General features: G+C 72.3%; 14 protein-coding genes and 1 pseudogene. 6 read left to right on the top strand and 9 right to left on the bottom strand.

Features of this window, described 5'->3' with window-relative positions:
• The first annotated feature begins 4 nt into the window (after positions 1-4).
• Positions 5-685, top strand: coding sequence for a GAP family protein (locus EAO70_RS15120; protein WP_148003511.1), 681 nt, complete (start codon positions 5-7; stop codon positions 683-685).
• A gap of 184 nt (positions 686-869) precedes the next feature.
• Here EAO70_RS15120 and EAO70_RS15115 read toward each other — a convergent pair whose 3' ends face one another.
• Both EAO70_RS15115 and EAO70_RS15110 read right to left on the bottom strand, forming a co-directional pair.
• Entirely contained in the window at positions 870-2,687 is a 1,818-nt protein-coding gene (locus EAO70_RS15115; protein ID WP_148003510.1) for an alkyl/aryl-sulfatase, read from the bottom strand.
• 65 nt (positions 2,688-2,752) lie between these two features.
• The gene (locus EAO70_RS15110) at positions 2,753-3,760 is read right to left on the bottom strand and encodes a SulP family inorganic anion transporter (RefSeq protein ID WP_261992868.1); all 1,008 of its coding nucleotides are present in this window, start codon (positions 3,758-3,760) and stop codon (positions 2,753-2,755) included.
• Positions 3,761-4,022: 262 nt separating this feature from the next.
• Between EAO70_RS15110 and EAO70_RS15105 the strand changes: the two genes are divergently transcribed.
• Together EAO70_RS15105 and EAO70_RS15100 are read left to right on the top strand one after the other, a co-directional pair.
• Positions 4,023-5,081 carry a nitrous oxide reductase family maturation protein NosD gene (locus EAO70_RS15105; RefSeq protein ID WP_148003509.1) on the top strand — a complete coding sequence of 353 codons (1,059 nt, stop codon included), beginning with the start codon at positions 4,023-4,025 and terminating at the stop codon, positions 5,079-5,081.
• A gap of 55 nt (positions 5,082-5,136) precedes the next feature.
• On the top strand, positions 5,137-6,186 hold the full coding sequence (locus EAO70_RS15100) for a methyltransferase (RefSeq protein ID WP_148003508.1): 1,050 nt from the start codon (positions 5,137-5,139) through the stop codon (positions 6,184-6,186).
• Positions 6,187-6,274: 88 nt separating this feature from the next.
• Here the strand turns inward: EAO70_RS15100 and EAO70_RS15095 are convergent, their stop codons facing one another.
• The 7 genes from EAO70_RS15095 to EAO70_RS15065 form a co-directional block, all read right to left on the bottom strand.
• Positions 6,275-6,607 carry a TcmI family type II polyketide cyclase gene (locus EAO70_RS15095; protein WP_148003507.1) on the bottom strand — a complete coding sequence of 111 codons (333 nt, stop codon included), beginning with the start codon at positions 6,605-6,607 and terminating at the stop codon, positions 6,275-6,277.
• Between the two features lie 49 nt (positions 6,608-6,656).
• The gene (locus EAO70_RS15090; protein WP_148003506.1) at positions 6,657-7,136 is read right to left on the bottom strand and encodes an SRPBCC family protein; all 480 of its coding nucleotides are present in this window, start codon (positions 7,134-7,136) and stop codon (positions 6,657-6,659) included.
• 2 nt (positions 7,137-7,138) lie between these two features.
• On the bottom strand, positions 7,139-7,399 hold the full coding sequence (locus tag EAO70_RS15085; RefSeq protein ID WP_148003505.1) for a phosphopantetheine-binding protein: 261 nt from the start codon (positions 7,397-7,399) through the stop codon (positions 7,139-7,141).
• 24 nt (positions 7,400-7,423) lie between these two features.
• Positions 7,424-8,671: a ketosynthase chain-length factor gene (locus EAO70_RS15080; RefSeq protein ID WP_148003504.1), complete on the bottom strand. Its 1,248-nt coding sequence runs from the start codon at positions 8,669-8,671 to the stop codon at positions 7,424-7,426.
• Positions 8,668-9,936: a beta-ketoacyl-[acyl-carrier-protein] synthase family protein gene (locus EAO70_RS15075; protein ID WP_148003503.1), complete on the bottom strand. Its 1,269-nt coding sequence runs from the start codon at positions 9,934-9,936 to the stop codon at positions 8,668-8,670. Before EAO70_RS15075 ends, EAO70_RS15080 begins: the two co-directional genes overlap by 4 nt.
• On the bottom strand, positions 9,933-10,397 hold the full coding sequence (locus tag EAO70_RS15070) for a cupin domain-containing protein (protein WP_148003502.1): 465 nt from the start codon (positions 10,395-10,397) through the stop codon (positions 9,933-9,935). The genes EAO70_RS15075 and EAO70_RS15070 overlap by 4 nt, the downstream gene beginning before the upstream one ends.
• A 63-nt stretch (positions 10,398-10,460) precedes the next feature.
• A complete protein-coding gene (locus EAO70_RS15065; protein WP_148003501.1) occupies positions 10,461-11,579 on the bottom strand; it encodes a SchA/CurD-like domain-containing protein in 1,119 nt (372 codons plus the stop codon).
• A 233-nt stretch (positions 11,580-11,812) separates the two neighbouring features.
• Here EAO70_RS15065 and EAO70_RS15060 point away from each other — a divergent pair, with 233 nt between their 5' ends.
• The 3 genes and pseudogenes from EAO70_RS15060 to EAO70_RS15050 all read left to right on the top strand — a co-directional run.
• The gene (locus EAO70_RS15060; protein WP_148003500.1) at positions 11,813-13,477 is read left to right on the top strand and encodes an FAD-dependent oxidoreductase; all 1,665 of its coding nucleotides are present in this window, start codon (positions 11,813-11,815) and stop codon (positions 13,475-13,477) included.
• Between the two features lie 413 nt (positions 13,478-13,890).
• Positions 13,891-14,415: a sortase gene (locus EAO70_RS15055; RefSeq protein WP_148003499.1), complete on the top strand. Its 525-nt coding sequence runs from the start codon at positions 13,891-13,893 to the stop codon at positions 14,413-14,415.
• Between the two features lie 368 nt (positions 14,416-14,783).
• Positions 14,784-15,795, top strand: a pseudogene (locus tag EAO70_RS15050) (protein-lysine 6-oxidase); the annotation flags it as partial.

The following is a 15,795-nucleotide window of genomic DNA, read 5'->3' as shown; positions in this document are numbered from 1 at the left end:
AACGATGGGAGACGCCATCGGAGGGATGCTCGCCTCCGCGGTCGGCATCGCCATCAGCCCCCTGCCGCTGATCGCCGTGATCCTGATGCTGGCCACCCCGAAGGGCCGGGGCAACGGCGTCGCCTTCACGGCGGGCTGGGTGGTCTCGCTCGCGGCGCTCGTCACCGTGGTCGTCCTCGCCGGCTCGGGCGGGGACGCCTCGGGCGGCGACGACGGGCCGGCTTCCTGGACGCTGTGGCTGAAGCTGGGACTTGGCGTGCTGTTCCTGCTCATGGGCGTCAAGCAGTGGAAGGACCGGCCCCGGGAGGGCCGCGCGGCCGAGCCGCCTGGCTGGATGAAGGCGATCGACACCTTCACCCCGGGCAAATCGGCCGGACTCGCCGCCGCGCTCGCCGTCGCCAACCCCAAGAACCTGGTCCTGGCGGTCGGCGGCGCCGTCTCCATCGCCGCCAGCACCGCCTCCGCCGGCGGCAAGACTGTCGCCGCCGCCCTGATGGTGCTGATCGCGTCCCTGTGCACCCTGCTGCCACTCGGCGTCTACTTCCTCGGCGGCGAGAAGTCGGTGAAGGTGCTCGGCGAGTGGAAGGCATGGATGGCCACCCACAACGCCGCCATCATGACCACGGTCCTGATCGTCCTCGGCGCCAAGTACATCGGCGACGCGGTGAGCGGTCTGACGGCCTGAGGGTGCACGTTCCCCTCCGTCGGCTCCGGCGCCGTCCCAGCCGCCCGAAGCCTGCGGAGGTGGGTTCCGGGCCAGTGACGGAACTCGTTCTGGACCGGAAGGCCGTGCGTACGCGGCGATCGCCGACTTCAACCCGGTCGCAGGGCTCTACGCGAACGGTCGTCAGGCTACGGCGGAAGTGTTCTCACGGGGTGACGATGGGGAAGCCGGGGTCGGGCTGGGTGACGTAGGAGAAGAGGCGGTCGAGCAGGGCGGGGTCGCCGCCGGTGGTGATGCCGTCGAGGCCCTTGCCCGCGAGGACGCCCAGGAGCTGGGGCTTGGTGAGGGTGAGGGTGAGGCCGGCGGGGCTGCGGGGGGCGCGGCCCAGTGTGCGGTGGGTGAGGGCGCCGTTGTGGAGGGTGAGGCGGTGGCGGGCGTCTTCGTCGGTGAGGACGAGGTCGAGGGTGAGGTCCTCGTTCCAGGCGCGCGGGCCGTCGATGCGGATGGCGAGGGAGTCGAGGAGCATGCCGGTAGTGAGCGCCATCAGCATTTCGGGGTTGGCGGCGTCGAGCAGTGCGGTGTTCTCGCCGTGGCGTAGTTCCATGGCGGAGGTGAGGTAGAAGTTGCGCCAGGTGCCGTTCTCGGCGCCGTGGCCGAGCCGGGTGTAGACCTGCGCGAGAGTCTCCTTGGCCTCCTCGTCGCCGCCGTTGGCGAAGACGAGGTGGTTGAGAAGGGTGGCGGCGAAGCGGAGGTCGCCCTGCTCGATGTAGTCGCGGGCCTTGGCCAGGGCCCGCTCGGGGCCGCCGGCGAGGTCGATGTACCGCTTGGCGAGTTCGACGGGCGGGTGCTCCCAGAGGGTGGCGGCGTTGCCGTTGAACCAGCCGAGGTAGCGCTGGTAGATCGCTTTGACGTTGTGGCTGAGGGATCCGTAGTAGCCGCGGGTGTGCCAGGCGCTTTCCAGGGCGGGCGGGAGCTGGATCTCTTCGGCGATCTCGGGTCCCGTCAGGCCGCTGTTGAGCAGGCGCAGGGTCTGGTCGTGCATGTAGGCGTAGAGGTCGCGCTGTTCGGAGAGGAACCGCACCACGTTGTCGTGGCCCCAGGTCGGCCAGTGGTGGGAGGCGAAGGCGACGTCGTACTGCCCGTCGAAGAGGTCGACGGCCTCGTCGAGGTAGCGCGACCAGATGCGGGAGTCGCGCACGACGGCGCCGCGCAGGGTCAGGATGTTGTGCATGTTGTGGGTGGCGTTCTCCGCCAGGCACAGGGCGCGGTGGTCGGGGAAGAGGAAGTTCATCTCCGCAGGGGCTTCGGTGCCGGGGGTGAGCTGGAAGACGATGCGGACGCCGTCGACCGTCTCCTGCTGACCGGTTGCGGTGATGTCGACGGTGGGCGGGATGAGCGTGATGGTTCCGGTGGAGGTGGTCATGCCGAGGCCGGCGCCGATCTGGCCGTCGGGCGCCTTGGGCAGCCGGTCGCCGTACATGAAGACCGCGCGACGGGTCATGGCGTTGCCCGCGTAGACGTTCTCGCTGACCGCGTGCTCCAGGAAACCGGCCGGGGCGAGGACCGGCACTCCTTCCTCGGTGCCGCGCGGCAGCACCCCGCGGGCGCCGCCGAAGTGGTCGCCGTGCGAGTGGGTGTAGATCAGCCCGGTGACCGGTCGGTCACCGCGGTGCTCGCGGTAGAGGGCTAGTGCGGAGGCAGCGGTTTCGACTGAGATCAGCGGGTCGATGACGACCACACCGCGCTCGCCCTCGACGAGCGTCATGTTGGACAGGTCGAGGCCTCGGACCTGGTAGATCCCGTCGGTGACCTCATACAGGCCCTGCTTCGAGGCAAGCTGTGCCTGTCGCCACAGGCTCGGGTTCGCTGTGTCGGGGCACTCGCCCTGGAGGAAGCCGTAGGCGTCGCTGTCATAGACGACGCGGCCCTGCGCCGACTCGACAACGCCGGGGGTCAGCGCACCGATGAATCCGCGGTCGGCGTTGTCGAAGTCTGTGGTGTCCTCGAAGGGCAGGGCGCTCATCTCTTGCTCCGTTCTGCGGCGGCGTTCGGTCCATCTCAGCACCGGATGACGGTATGCGCACTTTGCTATGAACGTCCGGTCGGTTCGCTGTCCGAGGCAGCTCCGGGGTCGCGGCCCGCCCGCTGCCGCGCGGCGATCCAGGCGTGCCCGTAGGCGGCCGCCGTGCGCAGGGCTGCGAACAGCTCGGGCTGGGCGGGTACGACTCCGTCCTCACCGAGCCGCTCGCTCAGTCCGGACGCTTCCAGGGCCCGTACGAGCGGGGGCGTGGCCCCGGCCAGGACGAGCCGGCCTCCGGCGTCGGCGAGCGTGCGGGCGTAGCGGTCGAGGAGCTTGATCACGGCCGAGGACGGCACGTCCGGCACGGTCCGTACGACGAGCACGAGGACGGCGTCGCGGGCTCCGGCCGGGTCGGGCAGTTGGGCTTCGATACGGGGGAGCTCGGCGAAGAAGGACACGCCGGCGTAGTCGAGGACGGTGACCTCGCCGGGCGGCAGTAGCTTCGGCGGGTCGGCGGTGCGCCAGGCGCCGTCCTCGCCCCGGTCCAGGGCGACGACCTTGGCCTGGCGCGCTGCCTGGGCGCAGAAGAGCAGCAGGGACAGGACGGCGCCCAGGACGATGGCCTGCTGGAGGGGGAGCTGGGTGGTGGCGAGGAAGGTGAGGAGCATCGCCGCCGACGACATCCGGGAGGTGCGGAGCACGAGGCGGATGTCCCGGAGCTTGCCCCAGATCAGCTCGCCGCCGACGACGAGGATCAGGCCGCCGATGACCGGCATCGGGATGCGTTCGGCGAGTGACCCGCACAGCAGGACGACGAGGGCGAGGAAGACGCCGGAGATCACCCCGGCCCAGCGGGTGCGGGCCCCGGCGGAGACCGCGACGCCGGTGCGGGACATCGAGCCGCCGGAGGGCAGGGCCTGGAACAGGCCGCCGAGGAGGTTGGCGTATCCCTGGGAGCGGAAGTCTCCGTTGACGTCGGACCGCGAACCGTCCGGGTTCGGCATGGACGGCGAGATCCCGGCCGCCTGCGCGAGAGCGACGAGCGCCACGGAGAACGCGCCGCAGGGGCACAACAAGCTGTATCTCCCCGCCCCGCCCGTCTCCGCTTCCGGTCGGCACCGTGCCCAGGCGTACCGCCACCACCACCCACCACGAGCGCATCCGACCACCCCCTCCACTCCGGACGCGCCCCCCGGCCGACCGTGCTCCGCGCCGGAGCATCGATCCGGCCCCGCGGCCGCGCGCCACGCCCGGCGCGTGGACCGCAGGGAGGTATGCCTAGGTCCGCCTGGAGGATCAGCGGTGGCGGGGCCGTGCACCCGCTCTTAGCTTCCCCGTATGACCAGACGACAGATCGCCTACCTGGCATGCACCGTGACCCTCGTGGTCTCGGGGATGGGGGCCGCCGTTCCGACGGCCGACCACCGGACGGTGCACCGGGTCAAGCCCGGCGAATCGATTCAGAAAGCCGTGGACGCGGCGAAGCCCGGGGACACGGTCGTGCTCTCCCCCGGGACCTATCGCGAGAGCGTCCGCATCACCACGTCGAACCTGACCCTGCGGGGCTCGACCGTCTTCCCCACCGTCCTCGTGCCCGGCGACGGCGCCGACACCTGCGCGAAGGCGGGCCACGGCGTCTGTGTGACCGGCACCGCCGACCGGCCCGCCGAGGGCGTCACCGTACGCTCGCTCACCCTCAAGGGCTTCACCAAGAACGGACTGTGGGCCTCGCGGACCGACCGGCTGAGGGTCCAGCGGGTCACCGCCGAGAAGAACGGCAACTGGGGCATCGCCCTGGAGCGGTCCGTCCGCAGCTCCCTGACCCACAACACCGCCCGTGACAACGCCGACGCCGGACTGTTCGTCTCCAACACCACCGACACGGAGGCCGGCGCCGTCGACGCCCGCGGCACGGTGATCAGCCACAACCGCGTCTCGGGCAACCGCATCGGCGTCACCGTCCGACGCCTGCGGAACCTCACCGTCGAACGCAACGAGGCGACCGGCAACTGCGCCGCCGTGTTCGTCGTGGGCGACGAGTCCACCCCGCGCGCCGGCGCCATGACCCTGCGCCGCAACCACGTCCACGCCAACAACAAGCTGTGCCCCAAGACGCCCCGCCTGCCCTTCCTGCAGGGCTCGGGCATCGTCCTCACCGGCGCCGAGGAGACGCTGGTGGCCGAGAACCGGATCGAGGACAACGTCGGCACCTCCCCCCTGTCCGGAGGCATCGTCCTCTTCAAGAGCTTCGTGGGCGCCCTCAACGAGCGCAACGAGATCCGCGACAACGTCGTGCTCCGCAACGGCGCGGCCGACCTCGCCAACCGGGACACCGGCCAGGGCAACACCTTCCGCGGCAACACCTGCGGGGTCTCCGAGCCCGCCGGCCTCTGCTGACGACTGCCCCCCCCCGCACCCCATCCACGGCACCACCGCACAGACAAGGCGACAGATGACCACTGTTGACCCGGTATCCCGGACCGTCGATCCGGCCCCTCCGCCGCCCATGCGGCTCAGGGAGCTCGTGTTCGGGGCGGCCTGCGCCGCCGCCGTCCGCGCTGCCGTCCGCCTCGGCGTCGCGGACGCCCTCGGCGACACCCCCATGACCGCGGAGGACCTGGCCACCGCGGTACAGGCCCAGCCCCGGACCCTGCTGCGCCTCCTGCGGGCACTGTCCTGCCAGGGCGTCTTCACGGAGAACCCCGACGGCACCTTCGCCCACACGGAGATGTCCCGGCTGCTGCGCGAGGACGACCCGCGCAGCCTCCGCTACATCGCCCTGTGGTGCACCGAGCCGTGGACCTGGGACGTGTGGCCGAAGCTCGACGAGGCCGTCCGCTCCGGCGACAACGTCTTCGAGAACGTGTTCGGCAGGGAGTTCTTCCCCTACCTGAACGAGGAGGCGCCCGAGTCCGCGTACGTCTTCAACCGGGCCATGACCACGTCGAGCCGGCAGTCCGCCCAGGACGTCGCCGACCTGCTCGACCTGCGGGAGGCCTCCTCCGTCGCCGACATCGGCGGCGGCCAGGGCCACGTCCTGGCCAGTCTGCTGGAGCGCCACCCCGACCTGAGGGGCACCCTGCTCGACCTCCCCGGCGTGGTCGAGAACGCCGATCCGCGCCTCCGGGACGGCGGCGGGCTGAGCTCCCGCGTCCGCGTCGTCGCCGGCGACTGCCGCGAGGACATCCCGGTCGAGGCGGACGTGTACATCATCAAGAACATCCTGGAGTGGGACGACGACAGCACCCGCAGGGCGCTCGCCAACGTCCGCCGGGCGGCCCGCCCCGGCGCCCGGGTCGTCGTCATCGAGAACCTGGTGGACGACACCCCGTCCATGCGGTTCACCACCGCGATGGACCTGCTGCTGCTCCTCAACGTCGGCGGGGCGAAGCACACCCGGCAGAGCATGGTCGACCGGCTGACCGACGCCGGGCTCGTCATCGGCGAGATCCGCCCGGTCAACGCGTACCTCCACGCCTTCGAGTGCACCGTGCCCGCCTGATCCGCACCCGGCAGGCACACCCGAGGCCGCCCGCTCCGCGTCGTACGCGGGGCGGGCGGCCTCGGGTTTCCGCCGTGCTGCCTCGGGATCAGGAACCCCCGTCGCGCTCCCAGCGGTAGAAGCACTGCGCCATGGCGTCCTTGGGGCCCCGCCAGGTCTCCGGGTCGTAGGCGCTGACGTACGCCGACAGCCGCTCGCTGGCGTCCCGGAACTCCGGGTGGCCGGTCAGCTTGGCGATGGCCGGGGCCGGGTCCCGCTCCGACTCGATGAGGTGCAGGTACACATCACCGAACTGGAACAGGCGACGCCGGTTGACGCCGACCAGGTGGGGGAGTTCGCCACGGTCGGACGCGGCGAACACGTCCGCGATCGCCGGCGCCGAACCGGGCGCCATCCGGGCGACGATCAGAGCGTGGTGCATGGGGCTTCCTTCCTCGGAGTACAGGGGGTCCGGACGCTGTCGCGGCCGGTCAGCCGGGCAGGACCGGGGCGCCGCGGCGGTCCCGGGCGACCTGCTCGACGCGGTCCCGGATGAGGGCCATCTGCGTCCGCGAGTTCCGGTTGATGTTGTCCGTCATCCACGCGTCGTCGACCGGGGCGTCGGGCTTCATCGCGAAGTCCTGCACCCAGCGCATGTGGACGCCGGCCGGGGTCTGCTCGTACTCCCACCGGATGTCCATGTGGGCGAACGGACCGGTCTCGACCCGGCGGGCGCGGACGGTCCGCGCGGCGCGGTCCACGGTCCGCTCCGACACCCAGCTCCACACCTTCCCGGACTCGTCCGGGTGCATGGTGAGACGGAAGGTGGTCGAGTCGCCCTCGCGCGAGAGCACCTCCAGCGCGGCGTACTCGCTGAACAGGCTCGGCCAGTTCTCGATGTCGTTGGTGATGTCCCAGACGAGGTCGAGCGGCGCGTCGATGGTGATGCTGTTGTCAGTGTGACCGGACAACGTCAGACTCCCGTCTTGAGGGCGTTGTTGACCAGGCCGAGGAACTCGGCGGGCGTCTTGCAGCGCTCGGCGTCCGTGGGCAGCGCCACGCCGTACCGGTTCTCGACCTCACCGACGATCCCGAGCAGCCCGAGCGAGTCGAGGCCCAGGGTGGTGAACGGCGCGTCCGGCGCCTTCTCCAGCTCCCGGGGCTCGACCGTCACGCCGGCCGCCTGCTTCATCAGCGCGGCGAGTTCGTCGAAGGTCAGTGCGGTGGTGATCATCTGTGCTCTCCTTCCCGCCCGGTCCTACCGGGCGGAGTCGTCGCCGCGGCGCACGACCAGCGCCGCGTTGGATCCCATCAGTCCCCGGCTGAGGACGAGGGCCGTGCGCAGCTCGGCGGGCCGAGCGCGGGACATCACCAGATCGAGGTCGTGGCAGATGTCGAACACGTTGGGGGTGGGCGGGACCACACCGTGCTCCATCGCGAACACCGCCGCGGCGGTGTCCAGGACGGGAGCGCCGCAGTAGGCACGGCCGATGCCCGTCTTGGGGGCCGTGACGGGTACCCGGGCGGCGTGGGAGCCGAGGGCGTCGGCGATCGCCAGCGCCTCGGCGCGGTCCGCGTCCGGTACGCCCAGGGCGTCGGCGAAGACCACGTCGATCTCCTCCGGGGCGCAGCCGGCCTCGTCCAGCGCGACGCGGATCGCCCGGGCGAGCCCCTCCCGGGACTCCTCCCAGCGGGACGCGCCGGTGAACGTGGCACCGTGCCCGGCGACGACGGCGCGGACCACCGCCCCTCGGTCCCGGGCGCGGGACTCGTCCTCCACGACGAGCATCCCGCCGCCCTCCGCCGGGACGAAGCCGCAGGCTCCGGCGGTGAAGGGCCGATAGGCCCGGTCCGGGTCCTCGACGGTGCTCAGCTCCGGGTAGCCGAGCTGGCAGACCATCGAGTACGGGGCGAGGGGCGCCTCGGCGGCCCCGACGATGACCGCGCCGGTCCCGCGCCGTACGGCCCGGGCGGCGTGGGCGATCCCGTCGAGTCCGCCGGCCTCGTCGCTCGCGACGACGCCGCACGGGCCCTTGAACCCGCCCCGGATGGAGATCTGGCCGGTGCTCGCCGCGTAGAACCAGGCGATCGACTGGTACGGGCCGACGAACTTGGAGCCCTGGCCCCAGAGCTTCTGGAGCTCCCGCTGGCCGAACTCGCCGCCGCCGGAGCCGGCCGCGGTGACGACACCGATGGAGAAGGGCTCCTCCGGGTCGTCGTGGCCGAGCCCGGCGTCGTCGACGGCCAGCTGGGCGGCGGCCATCGCGTAGTGGCTGAACCGGTCGGTCTGGACGAGGAAACGCTCCTCGATCAGGGCGGCGGCGTCGAAGCCGCGCACCTCGCCGGCCACCTTCAGCGGCAGGTCCCCGCAGCCCTCGCGGGTGATCCGGTCCAGGACGCCGAGCCCTTCGCGGACGGACTTCCAGTACGCGTCGGACCGCAGTCCGTTGGGGGCGATCACCCCGATGCCGGTGACGACCGCGCGCCGTGGACGCTGAGTGCTCATCGTGTCCTCCCGCCCGTTCCCGTCAGGAGCACCGCGGACTGGAAGCCGCCGAACCCGCTGCCCACGGAGAGCACGTTCCTCAGCTTCCGGGGGCGGGCGGTGCGCGGCACGTAGTCCAGGTCGCACTCGGGGTCGGGGGTCTCGTAGTTCGCGGTGGGCGGCACCACCTGGTGCTTCAGGGCCAGCACGCAGGCGGCCACCTCTATCGCCCCGATCGCCCCGAGCGAGTGCCCCACCATGGACTTGATGGAGCTCATGGGGGTGTCGTAGGCGTGCGCGCCCAGGGACCGCTTCACCGCGGCCGTCTCGTGCCGGTCGTTCTGCCGGGTGCCCGAGCCGTGCGCGTTGACGTAGTCGATCAGCGTGGGGTCGAGCCGGGCCTGGTCGAGCGTGGTGTCGATCGCCCGGGACATCTCCAGTCCCTCGCCGGTCAGACCGGTCATGTGGTACGCGTTCCCGAAGGTGGCGTAGCCGCCGATCTCGCAGTAGATGTGCGCACCGCGGGCCCGGGCGTGCTCGTACTCCTCCAGCACGAGGACCGCGGCGCCCTCGCCCATGACGAAACCGTTCCGGTTGTTGTCGAAGGGCCGGGAGGCGTGCTCCGGGTCGTCGTTGTCGGGCGACGTGGCCTTGATGGCGTCGAAGCAGGCCATGGTGATGGGGGAGATGGGGGAGTCCGACGCGCCCGCGATGCAGACGTCCGCCCGGCCCTCCTCGATCGTGTGGAAGGCGTAGCCCACGGCGTCCAGGCCGGAGGTGCAGCCGGTGGAGACCGTCTGCACCGGGCCGCGGGCACCGAACCGCTCGGCCACGACCGAGGCCAGCGTGCTCGGCGCGAACGCCATGTGCAGCTTGGGGGCGGCCGCGCGATGGTCCACGTCCCAGCGCTGGCCCCGCTCGCTGACCAGCACGTAGTCGTGCTCCAGGCGGGTGGTGCCGCCGACCGCGCTGCCCAGGGAGACGGCGACGCGCCAGGGGTCCTCGGCGTCGGTGTCGAGCCCCGAGTCGCGGACGGCCTCCCCGGCCGCGACGACGGCGAACTGGATGTACCGGTCGGCGTGGCTGCTCAGCTCCGGGTCCAGCCCGTGCTCCAGCGGGTCGAAGTCGCACTCGGCGGCGATGCGCGAGCGCAGCCCGGCCGGGTCGAAGAGGGTGATGCCGCGGGTCGCGGTGCGGCCGGCGGAGAGGAGGTCCCAGAAGGCCGCCGCCCCGGTGCCACCCGGAGCGACCACACCGATGCCGGTGACGGCCACGCGCCGGTTCACTCGATGGCCCCGCTGCGCTCGGACACCTGGCCCGGGGCGTGCACGGCCGGGTGCGGGCCCGCGGCGGCCAGCTGCGCCTCCTCGCTGACCTCGGTGTCGACGTGGCCGAGGCTCGGCCGGGGGGCCAACGGGCCGAGGTGGAAGACCATCCGGGCCTCCACGTCGCCCACGTTGCGGAACCGGTGGCGCACGTCGATCGGGATCAGGAGGCCCTGGTCGGGCCGGAGCGCGAACGTCTCGCCGTCGAGGTCCACCTCCAGGGCACCCGAGACGACGTAGACGAACTCCTCGGAGTACGGGTGGTAGTGCTCGCCGATGCGCTCGCCCGGCTGGACGATGGCCAGACCCATGAAGCCGCTGGTGGAACCCACGGTGGCCGGCGTGAGCATGGCCCGCAGATCACCCCCGCGCCTGCGGTTGGGTTCCGTCTCGCTCAGGGTCACGATGCGTGGCTTGAGCATGGTGTGTACCTCCAGATGTGGCAGTGACGTGCTGGGGGACCGCGGTGGGGGCCGCGAGCGGCGTCAGGACTGCGCCGAGCGGTCCGTGACGGGCAGCATGTCGGCGTGCGACAGGAGCCGGTTGACGTTCCGCTCCGTCTCCAGGGACCCCTCGACGCCGATGGCGGCGCCGTCGAGCAGTCGCTCCAGTTCCGCGGCCCTCCCGGCACCCCGGAGCCCGAGGGAGGCGACCGGGTCGAGGTCGAGCTCGCCCGCGACGTCGACGAGGCGCACCACGATGTCGTCGCGCTGGAACACGGTGCTGGCGTGCACCGGGCTCTCCGGGTCGTCCGCGGCGGCCCGGTCCTGGTCGGCGAGCAGCCGGGCGAGGTCCATGCCGAGGCCCTGCTTCGCCGGGTAGTACAGCGCGTGCCGCTTCAGGTCCGCCGGGGCCGGCCGGTCGGCCGTCACGTGGTGGACGGCGGGCAGCGCCGCACGGGTGAAGAACACCCGCGCCGACTCGGGGTCGGTGAGGTCCCGGTCCTGCTCCAGGTACGGGTTGATGGCCTCCTCGACCGCGCGCACCTCGGGCTGCCGGGCGACGTGCCGCAGCGCCACGAGGAGGTCGCCCTCCACCTCCACGGCCCGCACCACGCGGTTGCCGTGCATGAAGAGGGAGGTGCGGCGGAGCCGCGTGGTCTCGTCGACCTGGGCCCGCGGCGACTCGTACCCGGCCAGGATCTCCGCCACCTTGGACTCGGAACCCGGCTTGACGGTGAAGGTGAGGGCGTGACGCGCCACGCCCTCGCCCACCCGGGCCCTGAGCTGCGCGTCGGCCGGGGTCGTCGTCACCGCCGCCTGGGGCGCGCCGGTCTCCCGGAGGACGCTGTAGCGCATCGAGCGGGTGTCCCGCACGCAGCTGTGCATCGGCTTGACGATCTCGACGTGCTCCTCGCTGTTCACCCAGGCGAGGAAGGGCGGCGCGCTCTCCCACTCGCTGGTGATGAGCCACTGCGAGGGGTTCTCGATGGACTGGCAGAGCTGGTCGCTGATGTGACCGGGGATGGAGGCGACCTGCTTGTGCATCACTTCGTACGCGTCGAGGAACTGCTGCTGAGCTCCCTCGTACAGGTCGAGCAGCAGGATCACCCGCAGCCTGGAGCCGTCGAAAACGGACTGCGAGATGCGTCCCGAGGGGGCCATCCGGCACACCTCTTCTCTTCTCGGTGGGGAGGGGGGAACGACCGACGTGAACGACACGCCGGGGTCGTCATGTGTCGATCCTTGACAGCAGCGCCGAGAGTGCGCGAGTCCGCGTGGATCGGACGAGTGAAACGCGGGCCATCCGGGTGCCTCGGGCAGGCGGAGGCTTCCCAGGAGGGCATGAATCTGCATCCCATCCCCGATTCGCGTCGCACGTGACGCCGGAGACGAACATGGACCGATTCGACGTGGCCGGCGAAGCAACCGGACACCGCACGCCCGTACTCATCGTCGGCGGCTCGCTGGTGGGCCTGTCCACCGCGCTGTTCCTGGGCCGTCTCGGCGTGCCGCACATCCTGGTCGAGCGCCACGCGGGCACCTCGATCCACCCCCGGGGCCGCGGCAACAACGTGCGCACCATGGAGCTGTTCCGCGGCGCCGGGGTCGTCGACCCGATCCAGGAGGCCGCGTCGGTGCTGGCGCCCAACAACGGCATCCTCCAGGCCCCGGACCTGGTGGGAGACGCAGGCGAGTGGCTCTTCAAGGAGATCGACCCCGGCGGCGGCCTCGCCCGCTTCAGCCCCTCCGCGTGGTGCCTGTGCAGCCAGAACGACCTCGAACCGGTCCTGGTCCGACGCGCCGGCGAACTCGGCGGAGACCTCCGGTTCTCGGCGGAGCTGATGTCCTTCGAGCAGGACGCCGACGGGGTGACCGCACAGGTCAAGAGCCGCGTCACCGGTGAGCACAGCACCATCCGCGCGGACTACCTCGTCGCGGCGGACGGCCCGCGCAGCCCGGTCCGCGAACAGCTCGGCATCCGGCAGAACGGTCAGGGCGACCTGTTCCACAACGTCAGCATCACCTTCGTCTCCCGCGGCCTCGCCGACGTCGTCGGCGACCGGCACTTCATCGTCTGCTACCTGACCAGCCCGGACGCCGACGGCGCCCTGCTGCCGGTCGACAACCAGGAGCGCTGGGTGTTCCACGCCCCCTGGCACCCCGAGAACGGCGAGACGCTGGAGGAGTTCACCGACGAGCGGTGCCGGGAGCACATCCGGCGCGCCGTCGGAGTCCCCGACCTCGACATCGAGATCACCGGGCGGGCCCCCTGGCACGCGGCCGAGCGGATCGCCGAACGGTACGCGGACGGACGGGTGTTCCTCGTCGGCGACTCCGCCCACGAGATGCCGCCCACCGGCGCGTTCGGCTCCAACACCGGCATCCAGGACGCCCACAACCTCGCCTGGAAGCTCGCCGCCGTCCTGAACGGCTGGGCCGGCCCCGAACTCCTCGCGTCCTACGACGCGGAGCGCCGCCCGGTCGCGGAGACGACCAGCGCCCGGGCCGCGGCACGGTCGGTCGAGCACAGCCACCCCGGCTACACCCCCGGCCCCTCCGCCGGCGGCGGCCCCAGGGGCAGGAAGGGCGGCATCCTCAACGAGGTGCTCGGCTACCGCTACCAGCGGGGCGCCGTCCTGGGCACCGACCCCGCCCGCCCGGTCGTGCTCGAAGGACTGAGCCTGACCGGCGAACCCGGCAGCCGCGCCCCCCACCTGTGGCTGGACCGCGCCGGCACCCGGCTCTCCACCCTCGACCTGTACGAGGGTTCCCTGGTGCTGCTCAGCTCCGCGGACGGCGCCGGCGGGTGGCACGCGGCGGCCGGCCAGGTCGGACCGCGACTGGCGGTGCCCCTCGACTCGTACCGCATCGGTGACGGGCCTGAGGCGGACCTCGTTCCCGAGGGCGGGGCGGACTGGGCGGAGGCCCACGGGGTCACCGTGGACGGCGCCGTCCTGGTCCGCCCCGACGGCTTCGTCGCCTGGCGGTCCGAAGGAGCGTCCGAGGACCCCGCCGCGGCCCTGCGCGAGGCCCTCACGACGATCCTGAGCCGGCCCTGACCGCTTGCCCGCCGTCCGCGCGGCGGGTATGCGTCGAGAGCCCGGCCGCCGGACGGTGAGTCCGTTCGCCGGCCGGGCGCGGGAGTTCCCTGCTCGGGAGGCCGCGCGGGACCGCCCCCGGGCGGCTCTCCGCCCGCTGAGCAGGACGCGGATCCGGGGCCCCCGGCGCTCGTCGCCGGGGGCCCTCACCCGTTCGCGGGCAGAGCACGGATTCCTCTCCCGCACCGCACGGGCCGCCGTGACCTGCGGTGATGATCATCGGTACGGATGATCAAGCCCCCGACCGGGGGACACCGGCCCCCCTCCTCCCGTTGCGTCGCCCCCCGGGCGGCGATCTCCTCGTGCACGGAGCACAGCACAGGCGCCGCGCGGCCCAGCCGGCCAGGAAAGCTCCGCCGAAGGAGAGAAGAAGCATGCGTCTCGCTCGTACGGTTCCCCCGCTCGCCCTGGTCCTGGGAGCCCTCGCCCTGGTCCTGGGAGCCCTCGTCCTGTCCGCGCCCTCCGCCGTCGCGGCCCCCGGCGGCGACGCCCGGGTCAATCCCGGCAAGGCGGCCCCCGGAAGCACCGTCACCGTCACCACCACCGCCTGCGGCAAGGAGACCTACGGCAAGGGCGAGTCGGTGGCGGGAGGTAAGTTCCACCTGCTGCCCGGTGACCGCGCGGGCGTCCTCGTCGGCACGTTCACCCTCCCGCAGGACGCCGCCTCCGGCACCGACACGGTGACCCTCAAGTGCCCGCCGCGGATCAAGCAGACCGTCACCTACCAGATCTCCGGCCGGCCGAACGGCGCCGTCGAGGCGGGCTTCGGATGGGCGGCCGGCGCGGAGGAGACCGAGAGCGCCCACCCGTACGCCCTCGGCGCCCTGCTCGTCGGCGGCGCCGCCGCGGGCGTCCTCATCCGGAAGCGCCGCCGCGCCGGCGCCCGCAACCCGGGCTGAGCGCACACCTCCACGCAGCACGGCCGGGCCCCGGTGTCCTCAGGGACGCCGGGGCCTCGCCATGCGCCGGGACACCGGTTCGGAGTACGGCCCTTTCGGCCACCCGTCACCTGACCGCCCTCTCTCGCACCGCCTCCTCTTTCCCGTGGTGAAGTGCCCTTCCGGCAGCCGTGTCGGGCCCGCGCCCGGGGAGCTTCTTCCGGCCAACATCAGGGTGTTTCGACTCCCGGGACAACCGGATGCCCACTGCCCTCCTCTCACTGCGCGGGTGCACCGAGCGCCCCGCACCGCGTCAGCCCCGGGAGGGGGAACTCCCGCCGGGCCGCGGCCGATCTGCTTTTCCACAGCATTCGGAGGACGAGAGAACGATGAGCACCACGCGCACCCACCGGCTCCGGCGGCCGCTGCTCGCGGGGACCACCGCCGTCGCCGCCATGGCCGTGACGGTCGGCTTCATGGCCGCGGCGCCGGAGAAGGCGACGGCGGCCCCGACCGGGCCGAAGCTGAGCCTCATCGCGGCGACCGGTTCGGTCACGCTCACCTCCTGGAAGGAGGAGCCGGGCGTCTACCTGGACCTGGGCACGTACCTCACCTCCGAAGGGCAGCCGCTGGAGCTGAAGGTGACCCGGAAGTCCTACAAGGACCCGGTCACGGTGACCCAGACCGTCCTCGAGGGCGGCAAGACCAAGGCGAAGGCGCTGCCCGCGGGCACCGTGAAGGACTTCTCCGGGCTCCCCGGCTTCGCCGAGATCACCATCAAGGACAAGAACGGCAAGGTCGTCGTCACCCGCGCCGAGAGCTTCTGCCCGAACAACGCCAGCGGCCGGGTCCGCCCCGACGCGCCCGCCACCTCGAAGTATCCGGAGAGCTGCCCCACCAACCCGTTCACCCTCGGCTCGGTGTGGGGCGTCGAGAAGGGGTGGGCCGCGAACACCTACGGCGGCTCCTACACCGAGCCCGTGAAGCTCGCCGCGGGCTCCTACACCGCCAAGGTCGGGGTCGCGAAGAAGTACCGCGACCTCTTCGGCATCGCCGACAAGCCCGCCACGGTGAAGCTGACCATCGAGGAGCGCAGCTGGGAGAACGGCCGCTCGGCCGCCGCCGCCCAGGCGCACGCCGGGCACGGCTCCGCGCACCAGGACCCGTCCGCCCACGCCGGGCACGGCGCGGGACACGCCGCCCCGAGCCCCGCCCAGGTCGGCGCACCGCAGACCAGCGGCGCGGGCCCCTCGTACAACGTGGGCCACGGCCCGCTGAAGGCCGCGCCGCCGGCCCTGCCGTGGGCCGTGAAGGCCCAGCAGGCCGGGCGCTCCGGCTTCCAGGCCGCCCGTGACACCGCCGGGCAGACCGACGGCTCGCGCAAGGCGCCCGCCCTCACCC

The sequence above is a fragment of the Streptomyces sp. adm13(2018) genome (assembly GCF_008042145.1).
In the GTDB taxonomy this organism is placed as follows: Bacteria; Actinomycetota; Actinomycetes; order Streptomycetales; family Streptomycetaceae; genus Streptomyces.
The sequence above is the reverse complement of the archived record's forward strand: the minus strand, read 5'-3'. Positions and strand labels throughout refer to the sequence as shown.